The following is a 15,750-nucleotide window of genomic DNA, read 5'->3' on the forward strand; positions in this document are numbered from 1 at the left end:
CACCCCTAGGCCATCCACCGGTCCGGCCGTGCGTCCCTGCGGCCCGTTCGGGACCTCTCCACCTGCGCCTCCAGCAGCTCCGCGGCCTCCTGGGCGTCCCTCAGGCGCGCGGTCACGGTCTTGTTGGCCCCCGTGTCCAGGTGGACGTCGGCGACGCCCCACAGCCGCTCCCACGGCCCCTGGGCCAGCCGGACGCTCTGGACCTTCGCGTGCGGTACGAGGGCCAGGCTTCTGCGCAGGAGGCCCGTCCGGGCGGCGAAGACCGCGTCCGTGACGGCGAGACCGTACCCGCGCCACCACACCGGCACGCACCGGCCCGCCCGCCGCGGCGGACGCGACAGGGCGGCGCGGGGCGGGACGGTCGCTCCGGGCAGCACGCGCGCGACGACCGATGCGGCGATCTCGCGCGGGGCGACCGGCAGCAGGACCGAGTTGGACGAGCCGGCCACGTCCAGTTCCACCCGCACCCAGCCGCGTCGCCGCCACAGCAGCGGCTCGACGATGCGCACGGTCTGGACACGGCCGGGCGGGACCGTCTCGTGCGCCCGGTCGAGCAGGCCGTGGTCGAGACGCAGCCCGTCCGGGGACTCGCCCACCGTCCAGTCGTACTCCGCCACGAACCGCCCCACGCTGCTCGCCCCCGCCGCGCCGAACAGCGGCACGGCGGTCGCGAGGACCGTCCAGACGCTCTCCGTCATCAGCCAGAGGATGGTCGGCACGACGACCGCGGCGGCCAGCGTTCCCCAGGTGGCGCCGGTCAGGACCAGGGAGAGGGCCAGGACGCCCGGCGGTACGCGCAGCAGCTCCTGGGACGGCGCCTCGCCCACCTCGTGCGCCGTCTCGGGCGCGAAACCGGCGGCGCGCGCGAGGAGTTCCGCGCGGAGCGCACGTGCCTCGTCCTGGCCCAGGAATGCCAGTTCGTCCTTCTTGTCCGTGCCTATGACGTCGAGTTTGAGCTTCGCGACGCCCGCCACGCGCGCGAGCAGCGGCTGGGTGATGTCGATGGCCTGGATGCGTTCCAGCCGGATGTGCGCGGTGCGCCGGAACACCAGTCCGGTACGGATGCGCAGTTCGCCGTCGGTCACCGCGAAGTGCGTGAACCACCAGGTCAGGAAGCCGTACAGGGCCGCCGCGGGGATGAGCACGGCGAGGGCGATCAGGATCGTGGTCGTGGTCAGCCGGGTCAGCTGGCGCTGCGCCTGGTCGGGGTCGTGCACCGCCCACCCGATGAGCACGGCGACCGGCGCCCACGCCCGCCTGAGCGGCGTCACGGGGTGCAGCCGCCGATCCGTCACGGTTCGCTTCTCGCGTACGGCGTCGTCGACGCCCGGCGTCGTCACAGGCCCGCCGATCGGGCCTCGCCCAGCTCGGCGAGCCGGTCGCGCAGCCGCTCCGCCTCCGCCGGGTCGAGGCCGGGGATCGTGGCGTCGGTCGCGGCGGCGGCCGTGTGCAGCTGCACGCTGGCCAGCCCGAAGTGCCGCTCGACGGGGCCTGACGTGACCTCGACCAGCTGCATCCGGCCGTACGGTACGACCGTCTCCTCGCGCCACAGCACGCCCCGGCTGATCAGCAGGTCGTCGGCGCGCTCGGCGTACCGCCACGAACGCCAGTTGCGGCCCAGCATCACCCAGCCCCAGGCGATCAGCGCCAGCGGCAGCAGCGCGAAGGCGGCCCAGGCCGGGCCGACGAGCAGACCGAGCAGCAGGCCGAGCCCGACCGTCAGCAGCCCCAGCCACACCACCAGCAGCAGTCGGCGCATCCGGAGCAGCCCCGGTGGCAGCCCGGTCCACCCCGGCTCGGCCGCCGCCTGATCGTCCCCCGCTGTCCCCGTGTTCTGTGGGCTCCCCGTCTCCATGAGGCCAGCGTACGTAGGAGAGACTGTGTCCATGACTCCTACGACGGAGACCATGGTCGGTATCGGCGGCGCCGCGGAGAGCACCGACATGGTGCTCAACATCGGCCCGCAGCACCCGTCCACGCACGGCGTGCTGCGCCTCAAGCTCGTCCTGGACGGCGAGCGCATCCAGCACGCGGAGCCGGTGATCGGCTATATGCACCGCGGCGCGGAGAAGCTCTTCGAGGCCCGCGACTACCGCCAGATCATCATGCTCGCCAACCGTCACGACTGGCTGTCGGCCTTCTCCAACGAGCTGGGCGTCGTCCTCGCCGTGGAGCGCATGCTCGGCATGGAGGTGCCCGAGCGGGCCGTGTGGACGCGGACGCTGCTCGCGGAGCTCAACCGGGTCCTCAACCACCTGATGTTCCTGGGGTCGTACCCGCTGGAGCTGGGCGGGATCACGCCGATCTTCTACGCCTTCACCGAGCGCGAGGAACTCCAGCACGTCATGGAGGAGGTCTCCGGTGGGCGCATGCACTACATGTTCAACCGGGTCGGCGGCCTGAAGGAGGACCTGCCGGCCGGATGGACCACGCGCGCGCGTAGCGCCGTCGCCGACGTGCGCTCCCGCATGGACCGCTTCGACGACCTGGTCCTCGGCAACGAGATCTTCCGGGGGCGCACCCGGGGCGTGGGCGCCCTCACGCCGCAGGCCGTGCACGCGTACGGCGTGAGCGGGCCGATCGCGCGCGCCTCCGGCGTCGACTTCGACCTGCGCCGCGACGAGCCCTATCTCGCGTACGGCGAGCTGGGGGACGTCCTGAAGGTGGTGACCCGCGAGGAGAGTGACTGCCTCGCCCGGTTCGAGTGCCTGCTGGAGCAGACCCACAACGCTCTCGACCTCGCCGACGCCTGCCTGGACCGGCTCGCCGAGCTGCCGCCGGGGCCCATCAACCAGCGGCTTCCCAAGGTGCTGAAGGCGCCCGAGGGCCACACGTACGCGTGGACGGAGAACCCGCTCGGCATCAACGGCTACTACCTCGTCAGCAAGGGCGAGAAGACGCCGTACCGGCTGAAGCTGCGCTCGGCCTCGTACAACAACATCCAGGCGCTGGTCGAGCTGCTGCCGGGGACGCTGGTGGCGGACATGGTGGCGATCCTGGGGTCGATGTTCTTCGTGGTGGGGGACATCGACAAGTAGGGGTTCGTTCGGAATTCCAACCGGCTCGACCGCTCAGTCCGCCAGTACGTCCGGAATCCCAACCGACTGTACGAGCCACCCGAAGTCCCCGAGCCCGCCCGTCGCGGTCAGCTCGGCGGCCTCGCCCGCGGTCGCGAGGGCTCGTACGTACTCGGCGGGGCGGGTCGTGGCCAGTTCGAGCGAGGGGCGCGCGCCCGTGATGCCCAGGGTGCGCAGGGCATCGCGCTGGGACAGCAGGCGCGCCCCGGGCAGCGCGCACGCGTCCAGCGCCACATGCGCCGTGATGTCGCACGAGCCGTCCGGCACGGGCGCCGTCTCGCGGCCCTCGCGGAAACCGGTGAGGGTGCCGAAGGGCGGCCGCGTCGTCGCCGTGTGCGCGTAGTCCACGGCGACTGCCAGGCCCCGGCCGACGGCCGACACGGCGCCGGCCCAGGCCTCGTCCCGCGGCAGCCCGATCTCGGCCCGCATGCCTTCCGCGGCCCTCGCCGGCGGCCACCACCGCGCGAGCCACTCCGCCTCCGCCCCGGCGACCGGCTCCCCGAGGCGCTCGGTCCCGTCCCGACGTACGAGCACCAGGCGCGGCACGCCCGCGGAGTCCACCTCCACGACCTCCAGGGGCACGTTGTCCAGCCACTCGTTGGCGAACAGCAGGCCCGTGACGCGGGGCGGGGGCTCGGGCAGCCACTCGATCCGGTGATCGAGGGTTTCCGGGCGGCCGGCGAGTTCGACGGCGTACGCACGCGTGCGTGCCGCCACCTCGGCGGGCAGGGCGGCCAGTACGCCGGTCACCAGCTCGCCGCGCCCCGCCGCCATGTCGACGAGGTCGAGCGCATCGGGCCGGCCCAGCGCCTCGTCGACCCGGCACAGCAGCCGGGCCACGGCACCGGCGAAGAGCGGCGAGGCGTGGACGGACGTACGGAAGTGGCCGGCCGGTCCCTCGGGCCGGCGGTAGAAGCCGTCCGGACCGTAGAGGGCCGCTTCCGCCGCCGCCCGCCACCCGCGCCACTCACCCGTCGCCTCCGCTGCCACCGGACCAGGCTAGACAGGGCGTAAGCGCACAGGGGAACGCAGCCTCCACCTTGCGGAGTACACGCGGGTGGTGCGGATCGGCCCTCCGGTTGACCCCTGCACGCATCTCGCTTCCCTACGCTGGGTTACGTGCAGCGCCTCTATGACTTCCTCCGCAGGCACCCGACAGGGGTCGACGCCTTCTGGGCCATCGTCCTCTGCGGGATCTCTGTGCTGACCGTGGCCGTCCGGGAGGAGGGCGGGCAGAACCCGCCGGGCACCGGCTCCGAGGCGGTCGTCGTCCCGGTCGTCCTCCTGTTGTGCCTGGTGATCGCGTTGCGCCGGCGCATGCCGGAGAAGATGCTGCTGCTGGCCATCGGTGTGGGGCTGGCGCAGCTGGCGCTGGACGTGGCGACGACGGCCGCCAACTTCGCCTTCCTGGTGATCGTCTACACCGTGGCCGCGACCGGTGCCCGCTGGGCCTCCCGGCTCGCGCTGGCCGTCGGCCTTTGCGCGGCGCCCGTGGCGCAGTTGCGCTGGCCGGAGCAGGATTCCAGCATCCTGGGCACGGTGGCCCTGATGATCTTCACGTCGGTGCCGTTCGCCCTCGCCTGGGTGCTCGGCGACTCGATCCGCACCCGCCGCGCCTACTACGAGCAGCTGGAGGAGCGCGCGACCCGGCTCGAAAAGGAGCGCGAGGCGCAGGCCAAGGTCGCGGTCGCCGCCGAACGCGCCCGGATCGCGCGGGAACTGCACGACGTCGTCGCGCACAACGTCTCCGTGATGGTGGTCCAGGCAGACGGCGCCGCCTACGTCCTCGACGCCGCCCCGGACCAGGCCAAGAAGGCCCTGGAGACCATCTCCTCCACCGGCCGCCAGGCCCTCGCCGAGATGCGCCGCCTGCTCGGCGTGCTGCGCACCGGCGAGCACCAGGAGAGCGGCGAGTACGTCCCGCAGCCCGACGTCGAGCAGATCGACGACCTCGTCCAGCAGTGCCGCAGCTCCGGGCTGCCGGTCGACTTCAAGGTCGAGGGCACTCCGCGCCCGCTGCCCAGCGGCGTCGAGCTCACGGCGTACCGCATCGTGCAGGAGGCGCTCACCAACACCCGCAAGCACGGCGGGCCGAACGCGGGCGCCAGCGTGCGCCTGGTCTACTTCGACGACGGGCTCGGCCTGCTCGTCGAGGACGACGGCAAGGGCGCCCCGCACGAGCTGTACGAGGACGGCGGCGCCGACGGCGAGGGGCACGGCCTGATCGGGATGCGCGAGCGGGTCGGCATGGTCGGCGGCACCCTGGACGCGGGGCCGCGTCCGGGCGGAGGATTCCGCATCAGTGCGCTGCTGCCGCTCAAACCAGCACACTGACGCCTGCGCATGCCCCTCGTTGACACCTGTCACGACGGCGTGACAACGGCCCTGTAGACGGATACGGAAGACACGGAAGACACGGAAGAGGACCCGATGGCGATCCGCGTGATGCTCGTCGACGACCAGGTGCTGCTGCGCACCGGGTTCCGGATGGTGCTCGCCGCCCAGCCGGACATGGAGGTCGTCGCGGAGGCGGGCGACGGTGTCGAGGCCCTCCAGGTGCTGCGCGAGACCTCCGTCGACGTCGTGCTGATGGATGTGCGCATGCCGAAGCTGGACGGCGTGGAGACCACCCGCCGTATCTGCTCCGAGCCCGAGCCGCCCAAGGTGCTGATCCTCACCACCTTCGACCTCGACGAGTACGCCTTCTCCGGGCTGAAGGCGGGCGCCTCCGGCTTCATGCTCAAGGACGTGCCGCCCGGCGAACTGCTCGCCGCCATCCGCTCCGTGCACAGCGGCGACGCCGTGGTGGCCCCCTCGACGACCCGGCGCCTGCTGGACCGGTTCGCGCCCATGCTGCCCTCCGCCGGCAAGGAGCCCCAGCACAAGGAGCTGGAGCGGCTCACCGACCGCGAGCGCGAGGTCATGGTGCTGGTCGCCCAGGGCCTGTCCAACGGCGAGATCGCGGCCCGGCTGGTCCTGTCCGAGGCGACGGTGAAGACCCACGTCGGCCGCATCCTGACCAAGCTGGGGCTGCGCGACCGGGTCCAGGTGGTGGTCCTGGCGTACGAGACGGGGCTGGTCCGGGCGGGCGGGCACGGCTGAGCTCCGGATCGCCGGGATCGCCGGGATCGCCGGGATCGCCGGGATCACCGGGAACGCTGGGAAAGCCGGGAACGCCGGGAACGCCGGGATCGCACGGGGGCGCACGGGGGCGCCACGCGCGCGTGACCCGCGGGCACTAGGGTCTGCGCATGCTCCTGTGGATCAACGGCCCCTTCGGGGGCGGCAAGACACAGACCGCACACGAGATCCAGCGGCGCCTGCCGGGCAGCGTCATCTGCGATCCCGAGCATCCCGGCTTCGGCCTGCGGCGCATGCTCCCGGCGGAGCTGCGTGCGGACTTCCAGGACCTGACGTCCTGGCGGCAGGGCGTCGTCGAGGTCCTCGACCTGGCCCTCGCCAAGCACGACGGTGTGGTGATCGCGCCCATGACGGTCACGAACTCCGACTACTTCGCCCAGACCGTCGGCCGACTGCGTGAACTCGGCCATGATGTACGGCACTTCACCCTCCTCGCCGAGCGCGAGACCGTCCTGAAGCGGCTGCGTGAGCGCGGCTTCGGGCACCTCGCACGGATCGTCGTCGGCAAGAACGCCGACAAGAACGCCGACAAGAACGCCGGGCTGCGCCGGGAGAGTTGGGCCGTACAGCAGCTCGACCACTGTCTGGAGCGGCTGAGCGAGCCGGAGTTCGCCGAGCATCTGTGGACCGACCACTCGACCGTGCCGAAGACGGCGGACCGGATCGCCGTTCTGGCCGGACTGAAGCTCCGGCCCAACAACGAGGGCGCGCTGCGGACGCGACTGCGGCAGGTGCGGGTCGGGATCAGGCACATCCGCTTCGACTGACGGTCACCCCATGGGCGCCGTCACCTCAGGAGCGCCGTCATCTCATGAGCGCCGTCATCTCAGGAGCGCTTCGAGGAAGTCGCTGCCGAGCCGCGCCACCGAGGCGACGTCCAGCTGGTACAGGACGTACCGCCCCCGGCGGCGGGTGGTGATCAGGCCCGCCTTCTTGAGGACGCTCAGGTGCCGGGATATCTCCGGGGCGGTCATGCCGTGGATCTGGACGAGCTCGCTCGTGGTGTAAGTGCTGCGGGCGAGGTTGCGGCACAGCTGCATCCGCACCGGGTGGGACAGGGCGGTCATGCGCAGGGTCAGCTGCTCGACCGAGGACGGTGACGACAACTCGGGGGAACCGACGGGGTAGTGCAGCACGGGCTGCCAGCCGTGGCGGTGCAGCACCATGAGATGCGGCCAGCCCAGGCTCGTCGGCACGAGAAGCAGACTGCCGTTCCTGATCAGGCTGTGGCCCTGGCGGAGCTTGTCGATGGTGATCCGTCCGGCGGCCTCGTCGAGTATCACCGCCGCGGAGATCGAGGTCAGTGCCTCGGCCAGCCCCTTGTGCCGCAGGAGGTCGGTCCTGTGGCGGGCGTCCGCGGCGAGCTGGTGGCGTAGCCGGGACCAGGTGTCGGCGAAGAACGCCTCGTCGCAGTCCTCCAGGAACTGCCGCAGCCAGGCCCGGATCCGCGGCGGGTCGTCGAGCAGCCGCTGACTGAACCGCAGCTGCTGCGGCCCGCGCGCGGCGGCCAGGTCCAGAGCGCGGCGGCGCAGCTCCGCGTCGGCCAGCACGTCCTGGCTCGGCGTGGCGTAGGGCAGGGCGCAGGTGAACTCCAGCGCCGCGTCGACGAACTGCTCGTCCGTCAGCTTGTCCAGCAGATCCAGCTCCTCGGCGAGCGTCGCGCCGGGAAGGGCTCCGCCCGGGACGCCCGCACAGGGCAGGAACAGATCCGAGAACGTCGTCCGCCACAGGAAGTCGGCCTCGCACATCCGGTCGGCCAGGTGCGGATCGAGCCGGGTGGTGACACTCGTCGCCCAGCCCCGCAGCCCCGGATGATGCCCGGACTCCGACAGCGCGTGCAGCGCCGTGCCGAGCTCGGCCAGCGGTGAGGGGACCACGGCGACCCTCTCCGGCCGCAGCCCCGCGATGTCGATGCTCACGCTCATGCCCTCATGGTGCACCCCGCCACTGACAACGCGGCCGTCGATTGACGGTGGCCGTCAATCCACGCGACGCGACCGCGACCTCGGACGCAGCCTGGGACCACCGGGGCAGCCGCGGAGCCCGATCCCTACGTCATGTCTCCAACGTCCCGAGAAGGCGATCCACCATGAGCATCACGCAGCACCACCTCCTTGACGCCTACCGCGCCCGGCAACTCGGCGAGCCCGCCCCTCCGGCGCCGGGCGCCCACGACTGGCAGGTCGTCCGCGAGTGGCGCGACCACCGGCAGTTCAGGGCGGCCGTCACCGCCGGGCGGCCGGCCCGGAGGCGGTGGCTTCGGGGGTGGTGGCGTTCTACTGGCTGACCTGGCGGGGCAGTCGGGACACGAACTCCGTGACCGCCGTCTTCACGTCGTCGGCCGTCCACTCCAGGGCCGCCGCCCGGACGTACACCTCCGTGAAGGCGAGGTCGGGCCCCTTCGGGTCCCAGGCGTTGCCGAACAGGAGCGTCCCCGTCTCCTCGGCCGTCCGGACCGCGGCTTCCGCGACGACGTCGACGTCGTACGGCAGCCAGAGCTGGAAGTCGTACGTGTGCGGCACCTCCGGGTACACCCGCGCCCACGGCACCCCGGCCGCCGCGAAGCCCTCGCGCAGCGCGGCGGCCACCACGCGCGCGTGGCGGACGTACTCGGGCAGGCGGGGCAGCTCCCCCTCCAGGCCGGCGAGCGCGGACAGCACGGTCGGGAACTGCTGGAAGACCTGGCCGCCGTACCGGTGCCGCCAGGTCTTCGCTTCCTCCACCAGCGTGCTCGGACCGGCGAGTGCCGCGCCACCGAAGCCGTTGAACGACTTGTAGAAGGACACGTACACGCTGTCCGCCAGGCCCGCGATCTCCTCCAGGGGCAGGCCGAAATGGACCGTGGTCTCCCACAGGCGCGCGCCGTCGAAGTGCACCACCGCGTCACGTTCCCGTGCCGCCTCCACCACCTCGGTCAGCTCCTCCCAGGAGGGCAGCAGGAAACCGGCGTCCCTGAGCGGCAGTTCCAGCATCAGCGCGCCGAACGGCTCCGGGAGGTCGCGGACGTCCTGCGCGGAGGTGCACCGCGGCTCGCTCGTGACGTGGACCGGGCGCAGCCCGCTGAGCCGGCTGAATGCCTGCTGTTCGTACACCTCGGGGTGGGCGAGTGCGTGCAGGGCGACCGTCGGGTTGCCGGTGCGGCCCGCCCAGCAGCGCAGGGCCACCTGCTGGGCCATCGTGCCGGTCGGGAAGAAGGCGGCGGCCTCGGTGCCGAGCAGTCCGGCGACCTTCTCCTCCAGCACCTCGACGATGCCATTGCCGTAGAGATCCACCGTCTCGTCGAGGTCGTACAGCTCTGGCGCCTGTTCCAGCAGTGCGAGTCGCTGGCGGAGCGTCTCCCGCAGACCGAGGCCTGCGAGCACGCGGTCCGCGCTCCGGTATGCGCTCAAGCGCCGCTCGTAGCGCCGTTTGCGCTGCTCTTCCACCGAGACCTGGTCCGCCGGGTCGCTCGTGTCCTCACTCATGGCACCGGATCATCCCGCGCACGGGGCCGTACGGACACCTGCATTTCCCGTACGGCACGGACCCCGGCGGAGCGTTACGTAACCCACAGCCTGTGGACAACCGAACCCCTCCCGAACCGATCGCGTTAACATGACGAGAAATCGTCCGGTACCCGGAGCGGACTGGAACGGGAAGGCCGCCGTCGAGTGAGTACAAGCCAACAGCCAGACCCCAGGGACCGCCCCGCGCGCCTCACCGTCGGCGTCGTCGGCGCCGGCCGCGTGGGCCCCGCGCTCGCCGCGTCCCTCCAGCTCGCCGGGCACCGCCCGGTGGCCGTCTCCGGGGTCTCCGACACCTCCCGGCGGCGAGCTGCGCAGATGCTCCCCGACGTGCCGCTCGTGCCGCCCGCCGAAGTCCTCGCGCGCGCGGAACTGGTGCTGCTGACCGTCCCGGACGACGCCCTCCCCGGACTGGTCGAGGGCCTCGCCGACACCGGCGCCGTCCGGCCGGGGCAGCTCCTGGTGCACACCTCCGGGCGCTACGGCACGAAGGTGCTCGACCCCGCCCTGCGCGCGGGCGCGCTGCCGCTGGCCCTGCACCCGGCGATGACCTTCACCGGCACGCCCGTGGACGTCCAGCGGCTGGCCGGCTGCTCCTTCGGGGTCACCGCGCCCGAGGAGCTGCGGCTGGCCGCCGAGGCCCTGGTCATCGAGATGGGCGGCGAACCGGAATGGGTCGCAGAGGACATGCGCCCGCTCTACCACGCGGCCCTCGCGCTGGGCGCCAACCACCTGGTCACGCTCGTCGCCCAGTCCATGGAGCTGCTGCGCGAGGCGGGCGTCGCGGCTCCCGACCGGATGCTCGGCCCGCTGCTCGGCGCCGCCCTCGACAACGCCCTGCGCTCCGGCGACGCCGCCCTGACCGGCCCCGTCGCGCGCGGGGACGCGGGCACCGTCGCCGCGCACGTCACCGAGCTGCGCAGGCACGCCCCGCAGACCGTCGCCGGCTATCTGGCGATGGCCCGGGCGACCGCAGACCGGGCGCTCGCCCACGGGCTGCTGAAGCCGGAGCTCGCCGAGGACCTCCTCGGGGTACTCGCCCACGGAACCGACGGCGCCGAGGGAGAGGCCCGATGACGACCACCCTGCTGCGTACCGCCGACGAACTGCACGCACGCACGCGTACCGGCCGCCGCGCCGTCGTGATGACCATGGGCGCCCTGCACGAGGGCCACGCCACCCTGATCCGCACCGCGCGCACCATCGCCGGACCGGAGGGCGAGGTCGTCGTCACCGTCTTCGTGAACCCCTTGCAGTTCGGCGAGGGCGAGGACCTCGACCGCTACCCCCGCACCCTGGAGGCCGACCTCAAGATCGCCGAACAGGCGGGCGCGGACGCCGTGTTCGCCCCCTCGGCCGACGAGGTCTACCCGGGCGGCGAGCCCCAGGTGCGCATCAGCGCCGGCCCCATGGGCGAGCGCCTGGAAGGCGCCTCCCGCCCCGGCCACTTCGACGGCATGCTCACCGTCGTCGCCAAGCTGCTCCACCTCACCCGCCCCGACGTCGCCCTGTACGGCCAGAAGGATGCCCAGCAGCTCGCCCTGATCCGCCGCATGGTCCGCGACCTGAACTTCGGCGTCGAGATCGTCGGTGTCCCGACCGTGCGCGAGGAGGACGGCCTCGCGCTGTCCAGCCGCAACCGCTACCTCGCTCCCAAGGAGCGGCGCACGGCACTCGCCCTGTCCCAGGCGCTGTTCGCCGGCCGCGACCGGCACGCGGCGCAGGAGGCGCTGCGCGCCCGGGCCCGCGAAGTGCCCGCCACGCGTGCGCGTGCGGAAGCGCTCAGCGCCATAGGGGAGTCTCGCGCGGCGGCCGACGCACACGCCGTCGCCAAGTCCCTCCCGTCGCCGCCCAACACCGACCTTGCCAAAGACGCTTCGCGTCGCCCCTCCTACAGCGCCCCGGCAGCCGTCCGCGCCGCCGCCCGCCTGGTCCTCGACGAGGCCGCCCGTCTCGACCCGCCGCTCCGGCTGGACTACCTCGCGCTCGTCGACCCGTCCGACTTCACCGAGATCGAGGACGACTTCACCGGCGAGGCCGTCCTCGCCGTCGCCGCCCGGGTCGGGACGACCCGGCTGATCGACAACCTCCCCCTCACCTTCGGAGCCGCCTCGTGACCAGCACAGGCATACGACTGCACGCGCCCGCGCCCGGGTGGTCCATCTCCGCGGACGTCGTGGTCGTCGGTTCCGGCGTCGCGGGTCTCACCGCGGCCCTGCGCTGCGAGGCCGCGGGCCTGACGACGGTCGTCGTCACCAAGGCGCGCCTCGACGACGGCTCCACCCGCTGGGCGCAGGGCGGCATCGCCGCGGCCCTCGGCGAGGGCGACACCCCCGAGCAGCACCTCGACGACACCCTGGTGGCGGGCGCGGGCCTGTGCGACGAGGACGCGGTCCGCATCCTCGTCACCGAGGGCCCCGACGCCGTACGCCGCCTCATCGAGACCGGCGCCCACTTCGACGAGTCCGAGGAAGGCGGCCTGGAACTCACCCGCGAGGGCGGCCACCACCGCCGCCGTATCGCCCACGCGGGCGGCGACGCGACCGGCGCGGAAATCTCCCGGGCCCTCGTCGAGGCGGTACGCGCGCGTGGCCTGCGCACGATCGAGAACGCGCTCGTCCTCGACCTGCTGACGGACGCAGAGGGCCGTACGGCGGGCGTAACCCTGCACGTCATGGGCGAGGGCCAGCACGACGGCGTAGGAGCGGTCCACGCGCCCGCTGTGGTCCTCGCCACCGGCGGCATGGGCCAGGTCTTCTCGGCGACGACGAACCCGTCGGTGTCGACGGGCGACGGAGTAGCCCTCGCGCTACGCGCAGGCGCCGAGGTCAGCGACCTGGAATTCGTCCAGTTCCACCCCACCGTCCTGTTCCTCGGCGCGGACGCGGAGGGCCAGCAGCCCCTGGTCTCCGAGGCGGTACGCGGCGAAGGCGCCCACCTGGTCGACGCCGACGGCGTCCGCTTCATGCTGGGCCGGCACGAACTGGCCGAGCTCGCCCCCCGGGACATCGTCGCCAAGGGCATCATGCGCCGCATGCAGGAGCAGGACGCCGAGCACATGTTCCTCGACGCCCGCCACTTCGGCGCCGAGATGTGGGAGCACCGCTTCCCGACGATCCTCGCCACCTGCCGCGCCAACGGCATCGACCCGGTCACCGCCCCCATCCCGATCGCCCCGGCGGCCCACTACGCCTCCGGCGGCGTCCGCACCGACTCCCGCGGCCGTACAACTGTCCCCGGCCTGTACGCGTGCGGCGAGGTCGCCTGCACGGGCGTGCACGGCGCCAACCGTCTGGCCTCCAACTCGCTCCTCGAAGGCCTGGTCTACGCCGAGCGCATCGTGGCCGACATCGCGGCCGCCCGCGCGGCGAACGGCCTCCACGCACGCGTGCCGCACCCGGTGCCGTACCCCGAGACCCCCGAGCACCCCCTGCTCGCCCCCGAGGCCCGTTTCGCGATCCAGCGGATCATGACCAACGGCGCCGGAGTCCTGCGCTCCGCGAACTCCCTCGCCCAGGCCGCCGACCAGCTCCAGCAGCTGCACACCGACGCCCGGGACGCCCTCACCGAGAACGGCAAGACGGCCGAGCCCGGCGTGGACACCTGGGAGGCCACCAACCTCCTGTGCGTGGCGCGGGCCCTGGTGACCGCGGCACAGCTCCGCGAGGAGACGCGAGGCTGCCACTGGCGCGAGGACGAGCCCGACCGCGACGACAGGAGCTGGCGGCGCCACATCGTCGTACGCCTGAACCCCGACCGCACACTGGCCGTGCACACCACAGACACCGCGGACTTCCCCCCGACCCGTCCCCAGGAGCAGTGACAGAAGTGACCACCCCCGACCTTCCCCTCGCCTCGAGCGGCGACTGCGGCGACGACTGCGCCTGCGGTGCCGGCGAGGAGTACCTGGAGTGCGGCCTCGACCCCGCGCTCGCCCAGCTCCTGGCCGACGCCGGCCTCGACCCGGTCGAGGTCGAGGACATCGCCAACGTGGCCGTCCAGGAAGACCTCGCCCACGGCGTGGACGTGACGACGGTCGCCACGATCCCCGAGGAGTCGACCGCCACCGCCGACTTCGTCGCGCGCGAGGCGGGCGTCGTGGCGGGCCTCAGGGTCGCCGAAGCGGTCGTCTCGATCGTCTGCGAGGACGAGTTCGAGGTGGAGCGCCACGTGGAGGACGGCGACAAGGTGGAGGCGGGCCAGAAGCTCCTCTCCGTCACCACCCGCACCCGCGACCTCCTGACCGCCGAACGCAGCGCCCTGAACATCCTCTGCCGCCTCTCCGGCATCGCGACGGCCACGCGCGCGTGGGCTGACGTACTGGAGGGCACCAGCGCGAGGGTCCGCGACACCCGCAAGACGACGCCGGGCCTGCGCGCCCTGGAGAAGTACGCGGTGCGCTGCGGAGGCGGAGTGAACCACCGCATGTCCCTCTCGGACGCGGCCCTGGTGAAGGACAACCACGTAGTGGCCGCAGGCGGCGTGTCACAGGCCTTCGAAGCGGTTCGCGAAGCCTTCCCCGACCTCCCCGTCGAGGTCGAGGTGGACACCCTCCACCAGCTCCGCGAGGTGGTGGACGCGGGCGCGGACCTGATCCTCCTGGACAACTTCACGCCGGGCGAGTGCGAGGAGGCGGTGGCGATCGTGCACGGCCGGGCAGCCCTCGAGGCATCGGGCCGCCTGACCCTGACGAACGCCAAGGCGTACGCCGACACGGGCGTCGACTTCCTCGCCGTCGGAGCCCTCACCCACTCCTCGCCGATCCTGGACATCGGCCTGGACCTGCGAGCGGCGGAGTAGGAACGGGCATGCTCCTCACGATCGACGTAGGCAACACGCACACCGTCCTCGGCCTGTTCGACGGCGAGGACATCGTCGAACACTGGCGCATCTCCACGGATGCCCGCCGCACCGCCGACGAGCTCGCGGTCCTCCTCCAGGGCCTGATGGGCATGCACCCGCTCCTCGGCGACGAACTGGGCGACGGCATCGACGGAATCGCCATCTGCGCGACGGTCCCCTCGGTCCTCCACGAACTCCGGGAGGTGACCCGCCGCTACTACGGCGACGTCCCCGCGGTGCTGGTGGAGCCCGGCGTGAAGACGGGCGTACCGATCCTCACCGACAACCCCAAGGAGGTCGGCGCCGACCGCATCATCAACGCGGTCGCGGCCGTCGACCTCTACGGCGGCCCGGCCATCGTCGTCGACTTCGGTACGGCGACGACGTTCGACGCGGTGAGCGCGCGCGGCGAGTACATCGGCGGGGTCATCGCCCCCGGCATCGAGATCTCCGTCGAGGCCCTCGGCGTCCGCGGCGCCCAACTCCGCAAGATCGAGGTGGCCCGGCCGCGCAGCGTCATCGGCAAGAACACGGTCGAGGCCATGCAGTCCGGCATCATCTACGGCTTCGCGGGCCAGGTCGACGGCGTGGTCAACCGCATGGCCCGTGAACTGGCCGACGACCCCGACGAGGTCACCGTCATCGCGACGGGCGGTTTGGCTCCCATGGTCCTCGGCGAATCCTCCGTCATCGACGAACACGAACCCTGGCTGACCCTGATCGGGCTCCGTCTCGTCTACGAACGCAACGTCTCCCGAATGTGACCCGCCGCTTTCCTCGCCCCCGCCGCCCCTACCCGTCCCATCCCCAGGGGCTCCGCCCCTTCCACCCCGCCAGGGGGCTCCGCCCCTGGACTCCCGTCGGCCTGAACGGCCTCGTCCTCAAACGCCGGACGGGCTGGAGGTGTCCGGGCCCGCGGGTGGGTTGAAGGGCGCGGGGAACTGCGCGACCAGCCCCCACCGGCCGTTGATCGCGCATCCGGCATCATCCGCCCGTCGGGGGCGGGATGGGGCGATGGCCCCACCGGGCCGCAGTCGCCCGCGGCGCGAAGGGGACGTGTCGGGGGGTGTCCGCCCGCAGGGTCCGGTGTCAAGGAACAGGACCTCTCGCGCAACGCCGGCCACCGGACCGAGGACGGACACCCCCCGGCGCGGCACCGACCCACCCACCCACCCACCCACCCACCC

15 protein-coding genes are annotated in these 15,750 nt (G+C 72.5%); 10 read left to right on the top strand and 5 right to left on the bottom strand.

Annotated elements, in window-relative coordinates; translation table 11 throughout:
• Positions 1-5: 5 nt before the first annotated feature.
• Both KUM44_RS08565 and KUM44_RS08570 read right to left on the bottom strand, forming a co-directional pair.
• Positions 6-1,340 (bottom strand): PH domain-containing protein, encoded by a 1,335-nt coding sequence (locus KUM44_RS08565; protein ID WP_217207177.1) that lies wholly within the window; start codon positions 1,338-1,340, stop codon positions 6-8.
• Positions 1,337-1,855, bottom strand: coding sequence for a PH domain-containing protein (locus KUM44_RS08570; RefSeq protein WP_217207178.1), 519 nt, complete (start codon positions 1,853-1,855; stop codon positions 1,337-1,339). Before KUM44_RS08570 ends, KUM44_RS08565 begins: the two co-directional genes overlap by 4 nt.
• Positions 1,856-1,886: 31 nt before the next feature.
• Between KUM44_RS08570 and KUM44_RS08575 the strand changes: the two genes are divergently transcribed.
• Positions 1,887-3,038: an NADH-quinone oxidoreductase subunit D gene (locus tag KUM44_RS08575; RefSeq protein WP_217207179.1), complete on the top strand. Its 1,152-nt coding sequence runs from the start codon at positions 1,887-1,889 to the stop codon at positions 3,036-3,038.
• Between the two features lie 33 nt (positions 3,039-3,071).
• On the opposite strand, the gene KUM44_RS08580 is transcribed toward KUM44_RS08575, so the two are convergent.
• Positions 3,072-4,067: an SAM-dependent methyltransferase gene (locus KUM44_RS08580; protein WP_217207180.1), complete on the bottom strand. Its 996-nt coding sequence runs from the start codon at positions 4,065-4,067 to the stop codon at positions 3,072-3,074.
• A 129-nt stretch (positions 4,068-4,196) separates the two neighbouring features.
• Here KUM44_RS08580 and KUM44_RS08585 point away from each other — a divergent pair, with 129 nt between their 5' ends.
• The 3 genes from KUM44_RS08585 to KUM44_RS08595 all read left to right on the top strand — a co-directional run bounded on the left by KUM44_RS08585 (position 4,197) and on the right by KUM44_RS08595 (position 6,985).
• A complete protein-coding gene (locus tag KUM44_RS08585) occupies positions 4,197-5,411 on the top strand; it encodes a sensor histidine kinase (protein ID WP_217207181.1) in 1,215 nt (404 codons plus the stop codon).
• A 96-nt stretch (positions 5,412-5,507) separates the two neighbouring features.
• Positions 5,508-6,179, top strand: coding sequence for a response regulator transcription factor (locus KUM44_RS08590; RefSeq protein WP_217207182.1), 672 nt, complete (start codon positions 5,508-5,510; stop codon positions 6,177-6,179).
• Between the two features lie 149 nt (positions 6,180-6,328).
• Positions 6,329-6,985, top strand: a complete 657-nt coding sequence (locus KUM44_RS08595; protein ID WP_217207183.1) for an AAA family ATPase — start codon at positions 6,329-6,331, stop codon at positions 6,983-6,985.
• 54 nt (positions 6,986-7,039) lie between these two features.
• On the opposite strand, the gene KUM44_RS08600 is transcribed toward KUM44_RS08595, so the two are convergent.
• Positions 7,040-8,143 carry a DUF5937 family protein gene (locus tag KUM44_RS08600; protein ID WP_217207184.1) on the bottom strand — a complete coding sequence of 368 codons (1,104 nt, stop codon included), beginning with the start codon at positions 8,141-8,143 and terminating at the stop codon, positions 7,040-7,042.
• 164 nt (positions 8,144-8,307) lie between these two features.
• Between KUM44_RS08600 and KUM44_RS08605 the strand changes: the two genes are divergently transcribed.
• Positions 8,308-8,505: a hypothetical protein gene (locus tag KUM44_RS08605; RefSeq protein ID WP_217207185.1), complete on the top strand. Its 198-nt coding sequence runs from the start codon at positions 8,308-8,310 to the stop codon at positions 8,503-8,505.
• Here KUM44_RS08605 and KUM44_RS08610 read toward each other — a convergent pair.
• Positions 8,495-9,682, bottom strand: a complete 1,188-nt coding sequence (locus KUM44_RS08610; RefSeq protein WP_217207186.1) for a low specificity L-threonine aldolase — start codon at positions 9,680-9,682, stop codon at positions 8,495-8,497. The genes KUM44_RS08605 and KUM44_RS08610 overlap by 11 nt on opposite strands.
• A gap of 186 nt (positions 9,683-9,868) precedes the next feature.
• Here KUM44_RS08610 and KUM44_RS08615 point away from each other — a divergent pair, with 186 nt between their 5' ends.
• The 5 genes from KUM44_RS08615 to KUM44_RS08635 are packed head-to-tail and all read left to right on the top strand — an operon-like array spanning position 9,869 to position 15,327.
• The gene (locus KUM44_RS08615; protein WP_217207187.1) at positions 9,869-10,798 is read left to right on the top strand and encodes a Rossmann-like and DUF2520 domain-containing protein; all 930 of its coding nucleotides are present in this window, start codon (positions 9,869-9,871) and stop codon (positions 10,796-10,798) included.
• Positions 10,795-11,838 carry a pantoate--beta-alanine ligase gene (panC, locus tag KUM44_RS08620; protein ID WP_217207188.1) on the top strand — a complete coding sequence of 348 codons (1,044 nt, stop codon included), beginning with the start codon at positions 10,795-10,797 and terminating at the stop codon, positions 11,836-11,838. Before KUM44_RS08615 ends, panC begins: the two co-directional genes overlap by 4 nt.
• Positions 11,835-13,544, top strand: coding sequence for an L-aspartate oxidase (locus KUM44_RS08625; RefSeq protein ID WP_217207189.1), 1,710 nt, complete (start codon positions 11,835-11,837; stop codon positions 13,542-13,544). The genes panC and KUM44_RS08625 overlap by 4 nt, the downstream gene beginning before the upstream one ends.
• Positions 13,545-13,549: 5 nt before the next feature.
• Positions 13,550-14,521, top strand: coding sequence for a carboxylating nicotinate-nucleotide diphosphorylase (gene nadC, locus KUM44_RS08630; protein ID WP_217207190.1), 972 nt, complete (start codon positions 13,550-13,552; stop codon positions 14,519-14,521).
• Positions 14,522-14,529: 8 nt separating this feature from the next.
• Entirely contained in the window at positions 14,530-15,327 is a 798-nt protein-coding gene (locus KUM44_RS08635) for a type III pantothenate kinase (protein WP_217207191.1), read from the top strand.
• The last annotated feature ends 423 nt before the right edge of the window (positions 15,328-15,750 follow it).

Origin of the sequence: Streptomyces sp. AC550_RSS872, assembly GCF_019049285.1 — a bacterium.
In the GTDB taxonomy this organism is placed as follows: domain Bacteria; phylum Actinomycetota; class Actinomycetes; order Streptomycetales; family Streptomycetaceae; genus Streptomyces.